The following is a 20501-nucleotide window of genomic DNA, read 5'->3' as shown; positions in this document are numbered from 1 at the left end:
TAATGAATACTAATACGACTGGGCAAGAGATTATTCTCGTCGTTGACGATACACCCATCAACCTAGAAATTCTATTTGAATTTCTAAACAACTCTGGCTTCAAAGTATTGATTGCTGAAAATGGTGAGAGTGCAATTCAAAAAGCGAATTACGCATCTCCCGATTTGATTTTGCTAGATATCCTGATGCCAGGGATAGACGGATTTGAGACATGTCGTCGTCTAAAAGAGAGCGAGCTGACCAAGTCCATTCCGGTGATTTTTCTGACTGCTTTAACAGAGACAGTTGACAAAATTAGAGGATTCAATCTTGGTGCAGTAGATTTCATTACTAAACCACTTCAATACGAAGAAGTACTTGCTCGGGTTAAAACCCACCTAAGCCTGCAGGCTCTGACAAAACAACTTCAGGAGCGCAATACACTTTTAGAACAAGAGATCCAGGTGCGTCAGCAGATTGAAAAGGAGCGACTAGCTTTTTGGGAGCGAGAGCAAGTTGCACGAGCAGAGGCTGAAGCTGCTCGGAACCAGGCGGCAAGAATTTTGGAGAGCATTACAGATGCCTTCTTCGCTCTGGATCAGGAGTGGAGGGTTACCTATCTCAATCCACAGGCAGAACGATTGCTTCAGCGCTCTCGGGCAGATCTTCTAGGAAAATGTGTGTGGAATGAGTTTCCAGAGACGATTGGATCGACATTTGAGCAAGAGTATCACAAAGCAGTTAGCGAACAAGTTAGTGTTGCTTTCGAGGAGTTTTATGCGCCACTGAATACTTGGTTTGAGGTTCATGCTTATCCTTCCACAGATGGTTTATCAGTTTATTTTCAAAATATTAGCGAACGTAAACGAGTAGAAAAGGCTCTACGGCAGCAGAATCTGCGATCGCAACTGTTTGCCGAAGTTACTCTTAAGATCCGTCAATCGCTTCAAATCGACGATATTCTACGAACAGTTGTTACAGAGGTGCAAAGAATCCTGCAAGCTGATCGCATATTAATTTATCAGCTTGGGCCGGATGGCACTGGCGGCGGCGTCGCTGAGGCGGTAGTGCCAGGCTTACCTCAGTTGTTAGGACAAACCTTTCCAGAGGAAGTCTTCCCTGAAGAGTCTCAGCAACAATACCGCCAAGGGCGGATCCGAGAGATCGCAGATGTGGAGGAAGATGATCAGATTCCTCTCTGCCTAGTCCAATTTGTGCGACGGTTTCAAGTGCGAGCAAAGCTGGTTGTACCAGTTCTTGCTAAAGAGGAACTGTGGGGTCTGCTAATTGCCCACCAGTGTACAGGCCCTCGCGTTTGGTCTCAGTTTGAAACTGAGCTGCTTCAGCAATTAGCTGATCAGCTCGGCATTGCGCTTATGCAAGCCCAACTCCTGGAACAAGAGACGCTGCAGCGTCAAGAGTTGACTCGCTCCAACATCGAACTACAGCAGTTTGCCTACATCGCGTCCCATGACCTGCAAGAACCACTGCGCATGGTCACGAGCTATCTACAATTGCTTGAGCGGCGCTATAAAGGCAAATTAGATGCAGATGCAGATGATTTTATTGGCTACGCCGTCGACGGCGCTGCCCGCATGAGGACGTTGATTACCGACTTATTGGCATACTCGCGAATTGGCACCCGTGGACAAGCCTTTGAATTGATTAACTGTTCTGAAATTGTAAATCGTGCAATTGATAATCTCAAAGTCACCATTGGTGAAAGTGGAGCTGTTATTGCTTGTGAGGAGTTGCCAAGTGTGAAAGCAGATCCAACTCAACTCACACAACTGTTTCAGAATCTGATTGGCAATGCAATTAAATTCCGCCGTGAAGATCCTCCTGTGATCCACATTCGAGCATCTCTACAGCAGGGGGCATGGCTCTTTTCAGTACAGGATAATGGCATCGGCATCGACCCTGAATATGCTGAACGAATCTTCGTGATTTTTCAACGACTGCACAACCGAGTAGAGTATGCTGGCACGGGTATTGGGCTTGCTGTTTGTAAAAAGATTGTTGAGCGGCATGGTGGACGAATCTGGGTACAGTCTGAACTGGGTAGAGGAGCAACCTTTTATTTTGAAATTCCAAATGAGGGAAAAGTCTGATCGTGAACGCTAAGCCTGTTGGGAAACCAATCGAGATCTTGCTGGTTGAAGATAGCCCGGGTGATGTGAGACTGACCCAGGAAGTCTTAAAAGAGGGTAAGGTTCACAATCACTTGAACGTTGTTGAAGATGGCGAGAAGGCTATTGCATTTCTGAAGAAACTAGCACCTTACACAGATGCCCTTCATCCAGATCTGATTCTACTTGACTTGAATCTACCTAGAAAAGACGGACGAGAGGTTTTAGAAATCATCAAAGCTAATGGACACTTGAGGCGTATCCCTGTGGTTGTCCTCACGACTTCTCAGGCTGAGGAAGACATCATCAAGGCTTATGATCTCCATGCTAACTGCTACATTACCAAACCGATCGATCTGGATCAGTTCATCAGAGTCATTAAGTCAATTGAAGACTTCTGGCTAACCATCGTAAAACTTCCAGCGGAGTAGCAAGATGGAACATAGAGCAATTCACGTCCTGCTGATCGAAGATAATCCTGGGGATGCTCGCTTGTTGCAAGAGTTGCTACGGGAAGTAACTTCTGTGCAGATCGAACTTGAACCCGTTGATTGTTTGAGCAAGGGGCTACAGCGTCACAACGAAGCGAGCTTTGACGTCATTCTGTTAGATCTCTCCCTGCCGGATAGCCAGGGGTTCCACACCTTTGAGCGACTACACACCCATGCCCGCGAAATTCCTATCATCGTGACGACGGGGTTAAATGATGAAACCCTGGCTTTACGAGCGGTGCAGGAAGGCGCTCAAGATTATCTGGTAAAGGGACAGATTACAGGGGAACTGCTGGTACGTTCCATTCGCTATGCAATTGAGCGCAAACGAGCAGAACAGAAAATTCGTGAACAAGCGGCTCTGCTTGACATTGCTACCGATGCAATCCTGGTCCGAGACTTGGAAAATCGAATTCTATTTTGGAATAAAGGTGCTGAACGGCTCTACGGTTGGAAGGGAGAAGAAGCTTTAGGTCAAAAAACTGATGAGCTTTTGTACAAGGAAATATCTTCCCAGTTTCAGGAGGCTCAAAAGATTCTGATCGCAAAGGGGGAATGGCGAGGAGAGCTCAATCAAGTCACAAAGACAGGACGAGAAATCATTGTTGAAAGTCGTTGGACATTAGTCCATAATGCTGGCCAGCAGCCTAAATTTATCCTGGTTGTCAGCACTGATGTCACTGAGAAAAAGCAGCTTGAGACCCAATTTTTTCGAGCCCAACGCATGGAGAGCATTGGGACTTTAGCTAGTGGAATCGCTCATGATTTAAATAACATTTTGACTCCTGTTTTGGCAACAGCTCAACTATTGCAAATAAAACTGACAAATATTGATGAGCGGAGCCATCAGATGTTGCAGGCAATGGAGGCTAATGCCAAGCGGGGAGCAGAGCTAGTCAAGCAAGTTTTATCGTTTGCCCGTGGTCTTGAAGGAAAACACACGATTCTGCAGATTAAGCATTTGATTCTAGAGATTCAACAAATAGTTCAAGAAACCTTTCCAAAATCTATTGAAGTCTACATGGAGGTACCCGAGGACTTATGGGCTGTAACCGGGAACGCAACTCAGCTGCATCAAGTTCTTATGAATCTTTGTGTCAATGCTCGTGATGCGATGCCAGCCGGTGGTCACTTGAAAATTTTGACCGAGAACCTGACAGTTGACGAGAATTACGCTCGAATGAACCTGGACGCACGCGAGGGGACTTATATTGGGATCACAATAGCGGATACAGGTACAGGGATTTTCCCTGAAATTTTAGATAAAATTTTTGAGCCATTTTTTACGACGAAAGAGCTAGGCAAAGGAACCGGGTTGGGACTTTCAACCGTTTTAGGAATTATCAAAAGCCATCACGGCTTCATCACCGTGACAAGTTCAGTGGGCCAAGGAACCGAGTTTAAGGTCTTCTTGCCGGCTGTCATAGCAAGAGACTATTGGGAGGCAAATATCTCCGAGGCCCTCATGGGTCATGAGGAACTGATTCTGGTGGTCGATGATGAGGCTGCAATTCGTGAGGTCAGCCGAGCCTCTCTAGAGGCTTATAATTACCAGGTTCTTACCGCAAACGATGGTATTGAGGCAATCTCCCTATATGTTCAACACCGAGACGAAATTGGCTTGGTCTTGGTTGATATGATGATGCCGTCAATGGACGGACCAACAACGATCCGCACATTACAGAAAATCAACCCTCAAATTAAGATTATTGCTGTAAGTGGGCTCCTATCTGGTTATCAAGTAGTTGAGGAATCCTACTCTGGGGTTCAAGCCTTTCTACCAAAGCCTTATCCAGTGAAGGAATTAGTTAAAACTATCCATGAAGTTTTAGAGGCAGAGCCGCCGATTCTGTCCGACTAAAATTGCAAGCCTCTTCACTCACCCAGCTATCTGCCAAGCACCGTGAAGCAGGGGTAACAGTCGTAGAAGGTAAAGACAGGCCAACCACTCCCCCCATAAATTAGACGACCCTTTGAATCGGCTCTCAATGTTCTCAATGTCAGGGAGATTGGCAGTTAGCTTGATCAGGAGCAATTGACAACCCCCAGTTCAGTAGCATAATTGCAGATGTTAACTGAACCGATGACCTGGACCCCTGCAAAGTTACATAAGGGATGCCAACCTCTCAAGCCGACAAGGTTTCAGCCCCTGACTTTCGTGTAACCTGGATTAGGTCAGGGAATCAAGGGAGGAAACACCTTGCTCAAAATACTTGCTCTGATAAGTAGAATCCGGCCAGCAGCTCTCCTACTAGCACCAGCATGGCTTGAACGAGCAACAGAACAAACTCAGAGCTTTTGAAGGAGTACAAACACAACCATGAGTCAGTCAGATATCAATGCAGCTATTCCAGCAGCTTTCAAGCATTGGCTGTCCCAGCAAATCTTGAAACTCAGCGTTGAGACTTTAAGTTCAGAAGTGTTAACCTGCACCGCTTGTTCTGCATCAACCTCTGGTGAGTACATCGTCGAGTATGGGGGGGAGAGCTTCCGTTATTCTCCCGAGAAAACCTATGCTTTTTTGAAATTCGTTGCAGAGGGTGGGGCAGGTAAGCTTCTTGAGCGATAGAGCTCAGAGCAGATAGCAAGAACAGAGCCCTCCCCTGCCGAGACAAGACGTCATCTGGAGATTCAGATTTCTGTCAGCCAGTTGTAGTAGCGCGGATCTCGACCCTCCATTGCCGCTTGGAGACCAGTGCTCAGCATCGTAGTGATAGGGCGATCCTCTGGTAGTGAGTAGTTTTCAACACTGACGATAGGGGTGAGCTGGGCAGCAGTTCCACAAAGGAAAATTTCGTCAGCAATAAACAGCTCAGATTTATCTACAGGTCTCTCTATGACAGAAAGCCCGGAATCGCGGGCTAGGGTGATGATGCTGTCGCGGGTTATTCCTTCCAAAATGTCTTGATCAACACTAGGTGTAATCAGCTGGCCCTTCCTGACTATAAACAGGTTCATGGCAGAAGCTTCGCTCACCTTCCCTTGAGAGTTCATCAGAATTGCCTCATCAAAGCCCGAAGCAACAGCTTCCGTTTTAGCGAGAGCTGACGCAATGTAGGTGGCACTGGCCTTACCGCGCAGAGGTAAGCTCCGATCTTCTTGTCGGCACCAGGAACTGATTCGGCAGCGGGCCCCTGTTTTAGGTAAAAAATCTCCCATGGCTAGCCCATAGATCAGCAGATCCTTTTCCACCTGATGTAGCCGCGGAGCAATCCCCAAACCCGAGGTGTAAATCAGTGGCCGCAAGTAAAAAGGAAAGCTCGGTTGATTGAGGCGCACAAATTCGATCAGCACAGCTCGGAGAGCCTCCGGTGTGATCGAGTAGCCCAGATATCTAGCGCTGTTACTCAACCTTTGACAATGAGCATCCAATCTGAATAACAGGGTGCGATTGGGATTAGTTGGGGCCTGTAGCCCCCGAATGCCTCCAAACACAGCTGTACCGTAATGCAGGGCGTGAGTTGCGATGGAGATGTGAGCCTCATTGAAGGGTAGAAACTGGCCTCTCAAATAAGCCTGCGGCAGGAAAGAAGGGCTAGGCACCTTCTCAACATCGGCCTCTGTCTGAATAACAGCCGTTTTCATTTGTTCTGCTCCTCTTGCGGATAGTTCAGGATGAACTTTAAGATAGCACCACCCACCAGTGGTGTCACCCTATGTCTGAGCCCCAGCAACTCGAAAACTTAATGAACTTAGGGCTGAACCGCTATGAGGCAAGCGTCTACTTAGCTCTATTGGAACGGCAGGACTTTACGCCGTCCCAAGTTGCAACTCGCGCCCAAGTACCTAGGCAGCGAATTTACGATGTCCTAGGCTCCCTTTGCGAGTACGGCTTATGTGTGGAAAGGCATTCTGGTCGGCAGCGGCTGTTTCAGGCAGTAGATCCAGCCAAGGCTTTACCAACCTTGCTGCAAGCGAAACAACGCCAGTACGAAGCTGAGCTGGCCCGACAAAAGCAACAAACCGAAGGGCTTGTAGCGTCTTTGTCACCGCTTTACGCAGCTGGACATGGCACAGAGGATCCCCTCGCTTACATTGAGGTACTCTCAGAGCCACACCGCATTGTTGAGCGAGGAGCTGCCTTAGCTCAAACGGCTCAGCAAAGTATCTGTGTTTTCTTCAGCCATCCCTCCCTGCTCAGCCACGAAGAAGGGCTACAACTGGTGCAAGATCCGCTCAGCCGAGGCATCAGCTACCGCACCATTTACGAATACAACATTTGGCAAGACCCGAGTGGGCGCGAGTTTGTCCGTCAGTGCCAGTCCTGGGGACAGCAAGCTCGCTTTGTCTCCGAAGTGCCTTTCAAGATGCAGTTATTTGATAAACGGGTAACCCTGTTGTCATTGCAAGACCCATTGCTAGGCACCCCCAGTTTTACAGCTCTTGGCATTACCCACCTAGGGCTAGCCAAGATGCTTCAAATTGCTTTCGAGGCTCTGTGGCAACAAGGAACACTCGACCCACAGGAGAACCTAGATCAGTAGGGACACATCTAAAGTTGCACTCAAAATTGCGCTCCTGAACACTTGAAAGAATTAAAAAATTGAAGTAGCAAAGTCATCAGCGCTATCACTGGAGACTAGAAAATTCAGTTTCACAGAAAAGGGGTTCTAAGTATGCTGGGTAGGCCATCCCAGTTTTCTTATTGCGGTAGAAAGCGCGGTGGAAAGGCGAGCTATACTTTGTAGCAGCCCTCTTTTCTAAATTATTTTTGATGAATAAGCCTTTAAATGAAACGCTTTCAAGAGAACTAGGGGACAGTGTCGCCAGTAAGCCGAAGACTCCATTTGAAAATGCTTATCGAGCCGCATTGGCAACGAAGGGAGCAATGTATGTTCAGGGTTTCTTAGTGATCGTAGGGAAGTCAGAAGAACCGATTGAACATGCTTGGATCGAGCTTGATGAGCAAACGGTCGATCCAACACTGCCCCACCTTAACCGTGATTCACAAAAGCTTTGCTACTTTACCGCCCAACGTCTGAGCATCAAGCAACTAAAAGCGGCAGTAGAGGAAGCCAAGGAAGATTATCCAGAAGACAATCCACTGCCAATCTACGGGGCTGCTCCCTATGAGTATTACGGCGACGTGATGTTGGGTGGTATGGATTACCTAGAAGCTTACGAAGCAGCAAGAACAAAGTGTAGAGAATCGCTGGAACGGCCTTGAGATTGGTTTGATTGATTGATGAATTGATTGCCCAAGCCCAGAAAGGCTGCGTCAGTCTCCAGCCGATCCTTAAGGCTGCCTGTGCCTTCTCCTAGATTGTCTGAGAGCAAGGTTGGTTGGTGACTGAAAATAGATCGCAAGAATTAACTAAAAAAGCAAGAACTTTATAGACAGCCCTGTCTAAGCTTTTAAGCTTGTTGTTACCTGAATATTTTCAGGCTAGCTATAAGATTGGAATGCAGCTTTTGAGACGCTTTAGCCTCCAGCTCTGAGGTTTGCCATCCCAAGGCTGGAGAGAACAAGTAATTTAGCCCTAAATATGCCTCTGAGGGCGATCTGCAAATTTTGCAAGGACTTTATTATGACCATAAATGCAATGGGCTTTGCCAAAACATTTATGATAGGTGGCGACTTGCTAGTCAATCGTATAGGCTATGGTGCTATGCGCTTGACTGGACAACCTGGAAATTTCGGTCCTTATGCTGACTGGGAAGCAGGTCAAAAGCTTCTGCACCGTGCAGTTGAACTCGGAGTTAATTTTATTGACACCGCGGAAGCCTACGGCCCTGGCTTTAACGAAGAACTAATCGCGTCTGCACTTTATCCCTATTCGCAAGGAATTGTGATTGCGACTAAGGGTGGAATTTATAAACCTGCTCCTAATGATATTCGAGCTGATGGCACACCTGAGAGCCTACGGCGTAGCTGTGAGGCAAGTTTACAACGCCTAAAAGTTGAGCAAATTGATTTGTATCAATTACATCGACCTGATCCCAATGTACCATTCTTAGATTCTGTGTCGATGTTATCAAGCCTGCAACAAGAAGGCAAAGTTCGTCATATTGGGCTGTCAAATATTGCTCTGGAGCAACTTAAGGAAGCCCGTAAAATTGTAGCAATCGAGGCTGTACAAAATCGGCTCAGTATTGTAGAACGTAGTAGCGTAGCTGTTTTGGAGTATTGCCAAGAACAGAATATTGCCTTCATTCCTTACGGCTCTCTTGGAGCGCACCCCCTTAAACGCGGTGCGCCACTGGCCACCTCTGAGGGAATTCTCGCAGATATCGCTCGACGCCACGATGTAAAACCGAGTCAAGTTGCCCTAGCCTGGCTTTTACATCGTGCACCGAATACAGTTCTCATTCCAGGCACAACAACAATCGCCCACCTGGAAGAAAACATTGCTGCTACCTCGATCCAGCTTACGGTTAACGAATTCGAGATATTGAATCAGTTGTCAACCGCCGAGAATCTTTCAAACTAAAGCCTCATCCCAACCTATCTAACCCAACCCCTAGGTTAGCTTCATCAGTTCGCTTCCAACTTTTGTAGCGTTGGAGTTATCACATATGAATTTTTTTGAGACATTGTGGGTGTTCGATCAGAAGCACAAGGTCACATCGCGTCAAGGATGGTCAAAAGCGATCAAACTATATCCTTTGATTTTGTCGCTCTTGCCACTGGTATTGATCAGCAGTTGCCGCCATAGCGACTCAACGGTTGCTCAAGAAGCGCCGGGGGTTGCGGTCAAACTTGCAACCATTCAAACGAGTGAAGTTGCAGAGACTTCCGAATACATTGCCACCCTAGAATCTCGCCAGTCGGTTGCCCTGCAACCTCGTGTAGAAGGTCTCGTATCGCGCATCTTGGTTAATCCAGGAGCGGCGGTCAAGGCGGGAACTCCGCTAATGGAAATTGACCCAGCCAGACAACAGGCTGCGGTTAGCAGCTCTGCCGCAGCAATTGCCTCAGCCCGCTCCGAGGTGGAGAATGCTAAAGCAACTCTCCTCTCTCACCAAGCAGAACGTTTGCAACGGCAGGCTGAGCTGGGATTTATGCAGCAGCAACATAAGCGCTACACAGCACTCGAAACCGAAGGAGCTGTCAGTCGCGAGCTCAAGGATCAATACGCCAACAGCTTGGCAATTGCAGAAGCAAGTTTAAAAGCAACAGATGCTCAAATTAGAGCTCAGCAAGCGGTGATCGACCGATCCCAACGGCTACTACAACAGGCTCAAGCCAATACTCAACAGGCCCGAGTCGAACTTCAGTATTACCGTATTACTGCACCCTTCACCGGCACTGTCGGCGATATTCCACCTAAAGTTGGCGACTTCGTTAATACCTCTACCCGGTTGATCACCGTTACTCAAAACAATCCGTTAGAGGTCAATCTTTCCATCCCATCTGAACGGGCTGCTCGCTTGAGGTTAGGGATGCCGATTCAGTTGCTTAACGATCAAGGGCAACCGGTTGGAACTAGCCGCATCTCCTTCATCGCACCGAATGCCAGTAACACCACCCAATCCGTGCTGGTTAAAGCTTTGTACAACAACCCTAACGGGCAACTACGAGCAGACGAGCAAGTTAGAGCTAGAGTGATCTGGAACCAGCGCCCAGGCGTTTTGATTCCCACAACTGCTGTGACTCGTGTTGCTGGCGAAAATTTTGTCTACCTTGCAGAAAAAGCCAAGGAAGGCGCTGGATTAGTAGCCCGCCAGCAACAGGTGAAATTAGGTCAGGCTCAGGGCAATAACTATCAAGTTCTCGACGGTTTAGAAGCGGGTGAACGCATCGCGGTTACGGGCCTATTGCAGCTATCGAATGGAGCGGCAATTGTTGCCGAGCCGTAGCCTGTTCTTTCAGTTTTTTTGAAGTTATGTTTTCCGAGACATTCATCAAACGGCCTGTGCTTGCGGCGGTCTTTGCCATCATCATCACTTTGGTGGGGGCAATTGCCATTCCGACGCTGCCGGTCGAGCAGTACCCCGATATCAGCCCCGTTCAAGTGGTGGTATCAGCCACCTACACCGGTGCTAGTGCCCAGGTGGTGGAAGAAACCGTCACAACGGTGCTAGAGCGTCAAATTAACGGTGTGGAAGGCTTGAAGTACATGTCTTCCAACAGCAGTAACGACGGCACCAGCACAATCACCATCACTTTCGATCAGGGCTACGACCAGGACATTGCCGCAGTCGATGTGCAAAACCGCGCCTCGATTGCTGAGCCCCAACTTCCCGAAGATGTGCGGCGAGTGGGGGTCACTGTGCGCAAGCAGTCCAGTGCCACCGTGGTGGGGATGGGCATCTTTAGTGAGGATGGCCGTTACGACAACGAGTTCATCAGTAACTACGCTGACCTATACGTTCTCGATACCCTCAAGCGCATTAAGGGGGTTGGCGACATTCAGGTCAATGGGGAGCGTCGCTATGCCATGCGTTTATGGCTTGATCCCAATAAGCTCGCCAGTCGAGAACTGACTGCGCTAGATGTCGCCAATGCCCTCAATGAACAAAACTTACAGCTGGGCATTGGACGAATTGGCCAAGCGCCCACCGTAGATGGGCAGATGTATCAGATTGACCTGCAAGCGGTGGGTCGGCTGCGAGAGGTGAACGAGTTTAACGAACTGATTCTTAAAGCGGAACCAGACGGCACGTTAGTCAAGCTGCAAGATGTGGGACGGGCTGAACTAGGCGCTGAGAACTACAACACCTTTGCTCGCTACAGTGGGCAAAGTGCCGTCGGCTTTCGGGTTGTGCAACTGCCAGGTAGCAATGCATTAGAAACCGCGACCGCGATCAAAGCAAAAATGGAGGAATTGGCGCAGTCTTTTCCCCCAGGCTTAACCTACGAGATTCCCTACGACCCGACGCTGTTTGTCGAAGAGTCTCAGCATGAAGTGCTCAAGACCCTCTATGAGGCTATCTTTCTAGTCGTCTTGGTTATCTTTGTGTTTCTGCAGGACTGGCGTGCCACATTAATTCCCATCATCACCATTCCAGTCTCGCTAGTCGGCACTTTCGCGTTTGTGAAAGTGTTCGGGTTCTCGCTGAACAGTCTGACCTTGTTTGGGATCACGCTGGCCACAGGCCTAGTGGTGGACGATGCGATCATTGTGGTCGAAGACGTCGCTCGCCTGATTCAAGAAGAGGGATTAACGGCGCGTCGAGCAGCGTCTGAGGCAATGCGGGAGCTGTTTGGGGCGGTCATTGCAACTTCCCTGGTGTTGATGGCGGTGTTTATTCCCGTTGCGTTCTTCCCTGGTACGACAGGCCAACTCTACAAACAATTCGCCCTGACCATCGCCTTTTCGATTGCGCTATCCACCTTTCTAGCTCTGACGCTTGCGCCTGCCCTTGCAGCCCTCCTGCTGCGAAAACAGCCTGAAAGCAGCGGTCTAGTGGGCAAAGTATTTGCGGCAATTAATCGTTTTCTCGATTGGATGCGCCGAAGCTATCGGCAATCGCTGGAATTTCTCAATGGTTTCAAATATGTAGTGCTGGCATTGTTTGTAGCCTCTCTGGGCCTAACCGCCTGGATTTACACCAGTGTTCCTACAGGATTCCTGCCGGAAGAAGACCAAGGCTTGCTCATCAATATTGTGCAGGGACCAGAGGGAAGTTCGATCAACTACACCAGTCAAGTGATTGACCAGTTGGAAGATGTCGTGCTGGACCTGCCTGAAGTTGCCGGAACTTTTACTTTGGGTGGCTTTGGAGCCAGTGGCAATACGGCTAACAGTGCCTTCTCCTACGTGCCGCTCAAGCCCTGGAGTGAACGCGAGGGACACGAACATTCCGCCCTCGCTGTTTTGGAAAGGATACGAGAGCCCTTATCGGCCATCTCTGAAGCCCGTATTATTTCGGTTAATTTCCCTACCATTCAGGGCCTGGGTACGGTCGGGGGTTTCACTTTTCAGCTTCAAGACCAAGGCAACAATGGCATACCGGCTATGGTGCAGGCCAAAAATGAGTTGGTCAGTCGGGCCAGTGAAGCACCCGAGTTACAAAACGTCTTTAGCACCTACACCGCAAGCGCACCGCAGTTGTTAGTGGAAGTAAAGCGTGACCAGGCTAGAGCCTTGCAAGTTCCCATTAATGAGATCTTCACGACCTTGCAGATCTTCTTGGGATCGCAGTATGTCAACGACTTCAATGCTTTCACCCGCACCTATCGTGTTTATGTCCAAGCTGACCGGCAATTTCGAGCTAATGCTGACGACATTGACAAGCTGTATGTGCGCTCAACACAAGGTGCAATGATTCCTCTGAGCAAACTAGTAAGCGTTACCCCTGCTACTGGCCCTCAAGTCATCAATCACTACAATCTGTATCGCTCGATCGAAATCAACGGATCGCCTGCACCTGGTTTCAGTTCTGGACAGGCCATTCAAGCGATGGAGCGAATTGCCGCTGAGGTGTTGCCAGACAGCATGGGGTTCGAATGGTCAGGGCTATCTTTGGAAGAGCTTTCATCCGGTGGGCAAGCCCCATTCATTTTTGGCCTGGGATTACTCTTTGTCTTCCTGGTACTAGCGGGTCAGTATGAGAATTTCATCGACCCAATCACTATCATGCTGTCTGTTCCGCTGGCGGTTCTAGGAGCAATGCTAGCCCAGTCGGCCCGAGGCCTTCCGAATGATGTGTACTGTCAAGTCGGCCTGGTGATGCTGATTGGCTTAGCCAGCAAAAACGCCATCTTGATCGTGGAATTTGCCAATCAATTGCGAGAGCAGGGGCTTTCCTTGGTTAAGGCCGCGATCGAAGCTTCAGAATCGCGTCTCCGCCCAATTCTAATGACCGCCCTGTCATTCATTTTCGGGATTGTGCCGCTGGTTATAGCCGAAGGAGCTGGATCCGCAAGCCGCATCTCTCTAGGCACAGCAGTTATGGGCGGCATGGTTGTGTCCACATTCTTGAGTTTGTTTGTGGTGCCGATTCTCTACATCATCATTGGCAACTTACGGGACCAATTCACTCGACGCTGGACCAATGGAAAAACGCCCGAACCCACGGCCCCTGAAGTCGAACCGCAACCTGTTGAGCAGGAGAACCCCCGATGAGCAAGTTCCAAGACCTGTGTCAGATTTACAATCAGTCCCACTCTGAGATGGCAGATTACTTAGAGTCCTGTGTCCAGTTTATTGAGACCTTGATCAAGGGCCTAGAGGTTTATCTTGATATTCCTGCTAAGCGGTTACAGTATCGCGATCGTGATGGCGAGGAGAGGACCCTCAGAGAAGCGATGTATCTAGAGAACGGGGTTTGGCATTTCGATATGGCGATTACCATGTGCCCGGAAAGTGCCTATCGTTTGAGGACAGCTGCATTCACCCGCTGCTACTACCCCCGTCAAACAGTTGTGCTGCCATTTGTAATGAAAAAAGTAATGGCGGATGTCTCAATCGTGGGGTTTGAGAATTACCCCAAGCAGTTCTCAGTCAATATCAGTGATAAAACGAGCGTTGCTGATTTCTGCCAATTCGTTTTCAGAGCACTCGAAGCCTACTACAAAAATATTTTTCAAATGATCATGGACAACAATGAATCTCCTAGAAAACTAGAATTTAAATGCTTAGAACCTTATCTGTAGACTCTCCAGCGCGGAGAAGGCAGTAGCACAATTACGTCATGCCGAGGCTTTGCTCAAGAGCTAGAGCTCAAAAGCTAGAACTCAAAAGCTAGATGAGGCCTCCTCGCTCGGACTCTAGTTCTCCATCTTCTTCCTGTGCCCAGAGTGTCAAGCCTTTGGGACTAGAGGTCAATAGAATCTGTTCGCCTCGGGCAATGAGGCGCTGGGCGGCAGATCGGGCTCTTGCCGTGTCGTTGAAATGCTTGAGAAAACTATAGAGCTTTCCCTGCCAGCGAACACCCGGTAAGGCCTGCTCCTGGTCTACGACTCGGATCCGACATCGTTGCAAGGCCCGTAGCGGTTGAACCGTTAGAGGGTCTAGACAACCTATCGGAGCTGATTGCTCACCTTTATCATCCTGGCTAGCGTCTTCGCAGGACAGCAGTACGAGCAAGCGCTCGCTCAGTTCACGTTCGTCCGGCAACAGGATTGAAATGGCACGTTGAAGCTCCATGCCTCCCAATGTGCTCATTTTGCCCCCGGTTGTCAAGTTTTGTTAAGCAAAATTTGAGCATTGACTCAGATATGTGTGAAGCCTTGCCCTCGGAGAGCCTCAGAATATTGGGGGCCCTCCGAGGGCAAGACTTCTCCCTGAGATACCAGAGCGGTTACTCCCTACCTTCCAAAATTGGCAACTGAGTTGAATCAAAAGTGAATGCGCTCTCGTAGCCTCCTCTCCTAAAGTGGAGACGAAGCGAAGAACAAAGCCAACGGAGAGCAGTCAGCAATGGAATCAATTATTATCGGCATTATTTTTCTCTGCTTTACGAGCCTGCGGCTCAAACTGCAAGAAGACGAACAGGAGCAGTCGCCTAATTCGTAACTCGATTTCCGAGTGTTGGAGCGCCTAGAAAATGGCAGAACTGGCTTAAGTCCAGAATTCACTAGCCAAAGTTCACTACATCAGGTTTATGTTCCCCAAAACATAATTTGAAACGCAGTTAGTTCTAATGCAATTAGTTCTAGGGACAATCTCGACTCAACACAGTAACACCATTGGCCAGTCGATAAGCCCCTTGCGGCTCGACTACTGGGTCTCCAGATCGCCAGGGGCGAGAATGAGCAGGCTGGTCATGCTGCGAGGGTAAGTTATAGGTTTCAAATGATGATTCTGAGAAATCATCTGGCAGTACAGGTAAACCGCCTGACCCAGTCACGATAAAGCTGCCCTCTTGTTGTTGGCGGCGGACAATACAGCTATTAGCAAGCAACCTATCAGTATCAAGTAGGTTGGCTGGCAACTCAGTAAAGCTGTTTTGCAAAAAGCTAATATCGGGCAGTGTAATAATCCCAGTGCTAAGACTGCCGCTGGCGTTGATATCCACTTGGTCGTTACCATCCAGGTTAAGCAATGCTTCGAGATCTAGCAGAGGTGGACTTGGGCGGTAGAAAGGGGAGCTAAAAAATGCAGGAGTATTCAAGGTGATATCCCCCCCTCTACCACCTTGGGCAAATGCCAAAATATCACTATCCCCCAGGGCAACAATGGTGTCTGCGGTTAGCGTAATTCGCCCCCCGTTTTGATCACCAGTCAGAACACTAGTGACAATATCACTGCCCTCCAGTAATCGGATATCACTAGCATCGATATTAATATCGCCACCCTTAAAGCTCAGAGCAAAGGTCGAGAAGCTGCTGTTATCGGCCAGCACTGGCCCTTGGGATTGCACAAGGATGTTGCCTGCATTACCCTGCCCGGTCGTATCAGCTCTAAGGAGTGAGCCATCTGTTAAATTCAAAGCTCCTGCGGTGATCACAATGTTGCCGCCCTTGCCTCGCCCTTCACTTTCAACGGTGCTGAACATGCCGCTATCGGAGAGCGAAACGGGACCGGTTGTCAGTGCGACAATGGGGCCGGCCTTACCCTGCCCGTCCGTCTGAGTCTGCAATTGCGAATTGTTAGTTAGGGTCAACGATTCAGCAGCGATAATAATGCCACCACTGTCGCTCCTGCCTTGGGCTGTTGTTTCCACGGTACTGCCAATAATGCTCCTATTGGCGAGGGAAACAGGTCCCTGAGATCGGAGAGCCACCAGCCCAGCAAGACCTCGGCCACTGGTTTGAGCCTGAAGTTCAGTTCCGTGATCGAGAGAGATTGAACCTCCAGTGATTAAGATGCCACCTGCATCCCCGACTGCACCTTCATCGACAGTGCTGAAAAGCGTTGCCTGGTCTAGCCGAACTTTGTCACTGCCCGCAATGAACACTAGCCCAGCGTTGCCGCGACCAGAGGTACTGGTACTGACTTGAGCCCCATCGGTAATTGACACTGTTCTGCCATTAATCACAACAGAACCAAACAGTTTATCGTTCTCAATGGCGTCGAAAATATTGCTGTTATTGCCCGTTGCATTCGGGTTAACATCATTCTCAATTCGGCTGAATTGTCGAATCCTGATATTGCCAGTGGCATTCAGTCCAATGTTGCCTGCCTCATCGAGTGATGAACCAGAATTAGAGGTTGTTGAACGGCAAACATTGTTTGAGCCTAGGCCAGCACAGATCCCACTGCCATTGAAAATATCTAAATTGTGGCTATTAATGGCAACACTACCACCAGCACCAGTGACATCCAGAACTGAAGCACTGATGGATACATTGGCCCGCGTAAGACTATCGGGAACTTGGGTGGCCAACACACTGGCCCTGCTGCCTAACAATTCAACAGTTCCAGGCCCGCCAACGCTACCTAGTTCGATGCGTCCACCAGGAGCAGTCAACAAACTCTGCTCTAGTTTCAGGTCACCACCAACTAGCAACAGGCTGCGACCATCTAGTACTTGAAGTCCTCGAATTGGGCGATCTAATGGTCCGTTTAAGGCTCCTCCCAAAGCTGTAGTAGCGGCTCTAGAGTGATTGACAATGCTTGCAGGTTTACCCGGTGCATTAAAGATGAGAGCGGAAGGATTAATTGTCAGTAATTGACTAGTTGCAGGAGCAGAGGCGCTGAAGCTGCCTGATCCCAACTTCACAGCATTGGCGCTAGTTGCGACCAGAGAACCAGCGATATCCAGGCTAGCCTGCGGCCCAAAAACTACACCATTCGGATTAATCAAAAATAGATTGGGGTTAGAGCCGCCTAATGTTCCTAAGGTGCCAAGAATTTCGGAACGGCTACGGCCTGTGACGCGTGCCAGAATATTTTGGATAGCTGGTTCTGGGCTAATAAAGTAAACGGCCCGACCTTCTGACACATTAAATCGTTGAAAACTGTGAAATAGGTTGGTTCCTCGAATGGCCCCTCCCTCAATGGCATCCACTGGAAGATCAGGCGAGGAACGCACCACTGAATGTTCGGATCCCAATGTGCGATCCGGAACGATTTGTGCCTCAGTCCGTTCTCCCAAACTGCAAACCAGCACTAGGGAACTGACGAGCCCCCATCTCCCCCCCTGTCGCAGCCAAGTTTTAAGCATCGTTAATTTAATCTCTGTAAGCTCTCTGAAGCTTGTTAATTGCTCTATACCTATGGCGCACCACTGATCAGGGATTAGGATGTAGCCAAGCCCCGACGTATAAAATAGCCCATCGGAGTTTCCCCGTGCCAAGTCAACGACGCCGAGTCAGAATCCGGCGATTTTTAGAAGTTTTGTTTCTGTTCAGCGTTGGTCTGTGTGTCTGGCTTGGCCCACTGCCAATATCCTCGTTCCATTCAGCTAGTCTCGATGGTCGAGTAACTGCGCAGCCCACTAGTCCTACTGGCAGTGCAAGCCAACCTTTACAACAGGGCTTGTCGCGCTATCAGGCAGGGGACTTTCAAGGAGCGATTGATATTTGGCAAGCAGCTTTAAAAGCCCAGGCAGAGCAACGGCCTGCTCACTCCACCGTTTTAGAAAACGAGACTAACCTTTTGAAATATTTGGCCAAAGCTCATCAGCAAATGGGACAGGCCGATCAAACTATCGCCTACCTAGAACGAGCCATCACAATTTACCGTCGACAGGGCAACCAACAACCTTTAGGCCGACTCCTGACTGAACAAGCGCAGGTCTATAGCAGCCTCGGTCAACACCGACGAGCCGTAGCACTTTTATGCGGGACAACTGAAGGGGGAGAATGCAGTCGGGATAGCGCGTTGGCCTTGGCTCGTAACCAACAGGATGTTGAAGGTGAGATTGCGGCACTTGGCAGTCTAGGCAATGCCCATCGCTTTCAGGGAGCCTATGAACAGGCTATGCAGGAACTAGAAGCTAGCTTGAAATTGGCAACCCAAATCGAGCGACTGAACTACAGAATTGCCGCGCTCAATAGTTTGGGTAACCTCTACGCCAGCATTGCTCGTCGTGATGCTCGTCGGACTCAGTTTGCAACTCAATCCGATGATTCTGAAGTCGCCCAGAAATTCAAACGCAACGCCGCCGATGCCAACAACAAAGCGCTTGAATATTTTGAAGCAAGCCTCAACCTCGCCCGATCTCAGGCTGATTTACCTGGCGAAATTCGGGCCCTGCTCAACTTAGTTTTGCCCTACCACCGCGCCGCTCATGCTGATGCAGTAACTCAGGCAAGTACCCGTCAGGTCAATACAACTCAGGTTGATACTAATCAGGCTAATGCTGTCCTTGAGCAAGCGCTTAAGGCCCTGGAGCGTCTGCCAGAGTCTCGCGACAAAGCCTACATGGCTATGAAATTGGCAAATTTAACTCACTTGGTTGCGTTGCCTCCTGCTGACTCTGAGTTAGACCCTACGGCTCAATGTCTGAGCCAGCCCATGCCAGCTAGCGCCGTCGCCTTGCTCAATCGAGCAACCACGATTGCTCAGCAGATTGGAGACCGCCAAGCTGAATCGTACGCGCTGGGGCGATTGGGTCACGTGGCTGAATGCCAGGGCAAGCTAGAACAGGCTTTATCTCTCACTCAGCAAGCCGAACTCGCCGCTGTTACCGACGAAACGCTGTACCTATGGCAATGGCAGGCAGGGCGTATCTTTAAAGCGCAAGGGCGGAAGCCTGAGTCGCTGCGAGCCTATGAGCAATCCGTACAGACCTTACGCAAACTTCGCGGTACCTTGGCTGTGGCCAGCCGCGATTTTCAGTTTGATTTTCGCGATACCGTCGACCCGGTCTACCGTGAACTAGCGCAACTAAGACTGGAGCAAGCTGTACAACCATCTGCTCTCGCAGAGCTGCAAAAAGACTTGGAATCAGCGCTTGAAACGATTGACGGCCTAAGGCTGGCAGAACTGGAAAACTATTTTGGTGATGAATGCTCTTTAGAAACTATTGCCAAACCAGTCAGCTTAGTTGCTGCTAAAACTGCTGTCTTTAATTCTATTTTGTTTCGCGATCGCGTTGCCTTGATCTTGACTTTGCCCAGTTCACAAGAAGATTCACAAGCGAAGGGGAACTCACGCATCCATTGGCTGCAAGTGAGCAATCAAGAACTGACAGCAACAGTCAATGACTTTCGTTTGAAGCTAGAAAAACGGTCTGATCTAGAAAATGCCTATCGTGCTCCAGCGAGGCAATTGTATGACTGGCTGATCCGGCCTTTTAGCACTGATTTAGCGAAAGCTCAGATCGACACCCTAGTGTTTATCCAGGATGGCATTCTGCGTAGCATTCCAATGTCTACACTTCACGACGGTCAGCAGTTTTTGGTTGAGCAGTATGCCATCGCCAATACACCTAGCTTGACTTTGGTTGAGCCGACACAGTTGCAGCCTCAGGATCTTCGAGTTTTAGCCTTTGGCCTAACAAAACCCTCAGTTATTGATGGCCAAACCTTCTTCGAACCTCTAAATCAGGTCAAATCAGAGATTGATGGCATTGCAACAGCGCTCCCTGGCAGCAAGGGGCTCTTGGATGATCAGTTCACGCCTGATCGCCTTCAACAAGAGCTCCAGCGTAGCGCTTACCCGGTGATTCATCTGGCAACCCACGGCAAATTTGGCATCGATGCTCGTGAGACGTTTCTGGTAACCGGCAAGCTGAGTTCGCCACCAGAACGCAATAATCAAAAACTGACGATGAATGAGCTTTACCAGATTATTAGTAACACCCGTCGTCCTGATCGCCCCTTAGAGTTGTTGGCCCTAACTGCTTGCGAAACCGCTGCTGGGAGTGACCGGGATGCTCTTGGCATTGCAGGGATTTCTTTACAAGCAGGCGCACGCAGTGCAGTTGCCTCACTGTGGCAAGTTGACGACCGAGCCACGGAGCAATTAATTGTCAAGTTCTACCAAGGACTACAGCAGGGACTAAGCAGAGCCAAAGCTCTACAGGTGGCCCAACGGGATTGGTTGGCCACCCATGCCCGAGGGCGCTACCGTCATCCGGGTTATTGGGCCCCTTTTATTCTGGTGGGCAGCTGGCTGTAGCT

Annotated in this window: 14 protein-coding genes; 11 read left to right on the top strand and 3 right to left on the bottom strand. The window is 49.3% G+C overall.

All coding sequences use genetic code 11. The features are described from left to right. The first annotated feature begins 2 nt into the window (after positions 1–2). The 4 genes from H6F94_RS32410 to H6F94_RS16675 all read left to right on the top strand — a co-directional run bounded on the left by H6F94_RS32410 (position 3) and on the right by H6F94_RS16675 (position 5168). Complete coding sequence (locus tag H6F94_RS32410) at positions 3–2090, top strand: ATP-binding protein (protein ID WP_190803372.1); 2088 nt, start codon at positions 3–5, stop codon at positions 2088–2090. Positions 2091–2092: 2 nt separating this feature from the next. Beyond that, positions 2093–2539 carry a response regulator gene (locus H6F94_RS16685; protein ID WP_190803371.1) on the top strand — a complete coding sequence of 149 codons (447 nt, stop codon included), beginning with the start codon at positions 2093–2095 and terminating at the stop codon, positions 2537–2539. 4 nt (positions 2540–2543) lie between these two features. After that, on the top strand, positions 2544–4460 hold the full coding sequence (locus H6F94_RS16680; RefSeq protein ID WP_190803370.1) for a hybrid sensor histidine kinase/response regulator: 1917 nt from the start codon (positions 2544–2546) through the stop codon (positions 4458–4460). A gap of 459 nt (positions 4461–4919) precedes the next feature. Continuing rightward, the gene (locus H6F94_RS16675; protein ID WP_190803369.1) at positions 4920–5168 is read left to right on the top strand and encodes a hypothetical protein; all 249 of its coding nucleotides are present in this window, start codon (positions 4920–4922) and stop codon (positions 5166–5168) included. A gap of 62 nt (positions 5169–5230) precedes the next feature. On the opposite strand, the gene H6F94_RS16670 is transcribed toward H6F94_RS16675, so the two are convergent. Next, on the bottom strand, positions 5231–6184 hold the full coding sequence (locus H6F94_RS16670) for a branched-chain amino acid transaminase (protein ID WP_190803368.1): 954 nt from the start codon (positions 6182–6184) through the stop codon (positions 5231–5233). Positions 6185–6255: 71 nt separating this feature from the next. Here H6F94_RS16670 and H6F94_RS16665 point away from each other — a divergent pair, with 71 nt between their 5' ends. The 6 genes from H6F94_RS16665 (at position 6256) to H6F94_RS16640 (ending at position 14141) form a co-directional block, all read left to right on the top strand. Next, the gene (locus H6F94_RS16665) at positions 6256–7083 is read left to right on the top strand and encodes a TrmB family transcriptional regulator (RefSeq protein ID WP_190803367.1); all 828 of its coding nucleotides are present in this window, start codon (positions 6256–6258) and stop codon (positions 7081–7083) included. A 230-nt stretch (positions 7084–7313) separates the two neighbouring features. Then, positions 7314–7766, top strand: a complete 453-nt coding sequence (locus tag H6F94_RS16660; RefSeq protein WP_190803366.1) for a hypothetical protein — start codon at positions 7314–7316, stop codon at positions 7764–7766. Positions 7767–8127: 361 nt separating this feature from the next. Continuing rightward, complete coding sequence (locus H6F94_RS16655; RefSeq protein WP_190803365.1) at positions 8128–9030, top strand: aldo/keto reductase; 903 nt, start codon at positions 8128–8130, stop codon at positions 9028–9030. Between the two features lie 85 nt (positions 9031–9115). Further along, the gene (locus H6F94_RS16650; protein ID WP_190803364.1) at positions 9116–10399 is read left to right on the top strand and encodes an efflux RND transporter periplasmic adaptor subunit; all 1284 of its coding nucleotides are present in this window, start codon (positions 9116–9118) and stop codon (positions 10397–10399) included. 26 nt (positions 10400–10425) lie between these two features. Next, a complete protein-coding gene (locus tag H6F94_RS16645; RefSeq protein WP_190803363.1) occupies positions 10426–13611 on the top strand; it encodes an efflux RND transporter permease subunit in 3186 nt (1061 codons plus the stop codon). Beyond that, positions 13608–14141 carry a hypothetical protein gene (locus tag H6F94_RS16640; protein ID WP_190803362.1) on the top strand — a complete coding sequence of 178 codons (534 nt, stop codon included), beginning with the start codon at positions 13608–13610 and terminating at the stop codon, positions 14139–14141. Before H6F94_RS16645 ends, H6F94_RS16640 begins: the two co-directional genes overlap by 4 nt. An 88-nt stretch (positions 14142–14229) precedes the next feature. Here H6F94_RS16640 and H6F94_RS16635 read toward each other — a convergent pair whose 3' ends face one another. Then, entirely contained in the window at positions 14230–14652 is a 423-nt protein-coding gene (locus tag H6F94_RS16635; protein ID WP_190803361.1) for a hypothetical protein, read from the bottom strand. A gap of 490 nt (positions 14653–15142) precedes the next feature. Continuing rightward, complete coding sequence (locus H6F94_RS16630) at positions 15143–17596, bottom strand: two-partner secretion domain-containing protein (RefSeq protein ID WP_190803360.1); 2454 nt, start codon at positions 17594–17596, stop codon at positions 15143–15145. Positions 17597–17721: 125 nt separating this feature from the next. On the opposite strand from H6F94_RS16630, the gene H6F94_RS16625 reads away from it, so the two are divergent. Further along, the gene (locus tag H6F94_RS16625) at positions 17722–20499 is read left to right on the top strand and encodes a CHAT domain-containing protein (protein ID WP_190803359.1); all 2778 of its coding nucleotides are present in this window, start codon (positions 17722–17724) and stop codon (positions 20497–20499) included. Positions 20500–20501 lie beyond the last annotated feature (2 nt).

Origin of the sequence: Leptolyngbya sp. FACHB-261, from assembly GCF_014696065.1 — a bacterium.
Taxonomy (GTDB): domain Bacteria; phylum Cyanobacteriota; class Cyanobacteriia; order FACHB-261; family FACHB-261; genus FACHB-261.
Note: the sequence above shows the minus strand (reverse complement) of the source record. Positions and strands in the feature narration are given on the sequence as shown.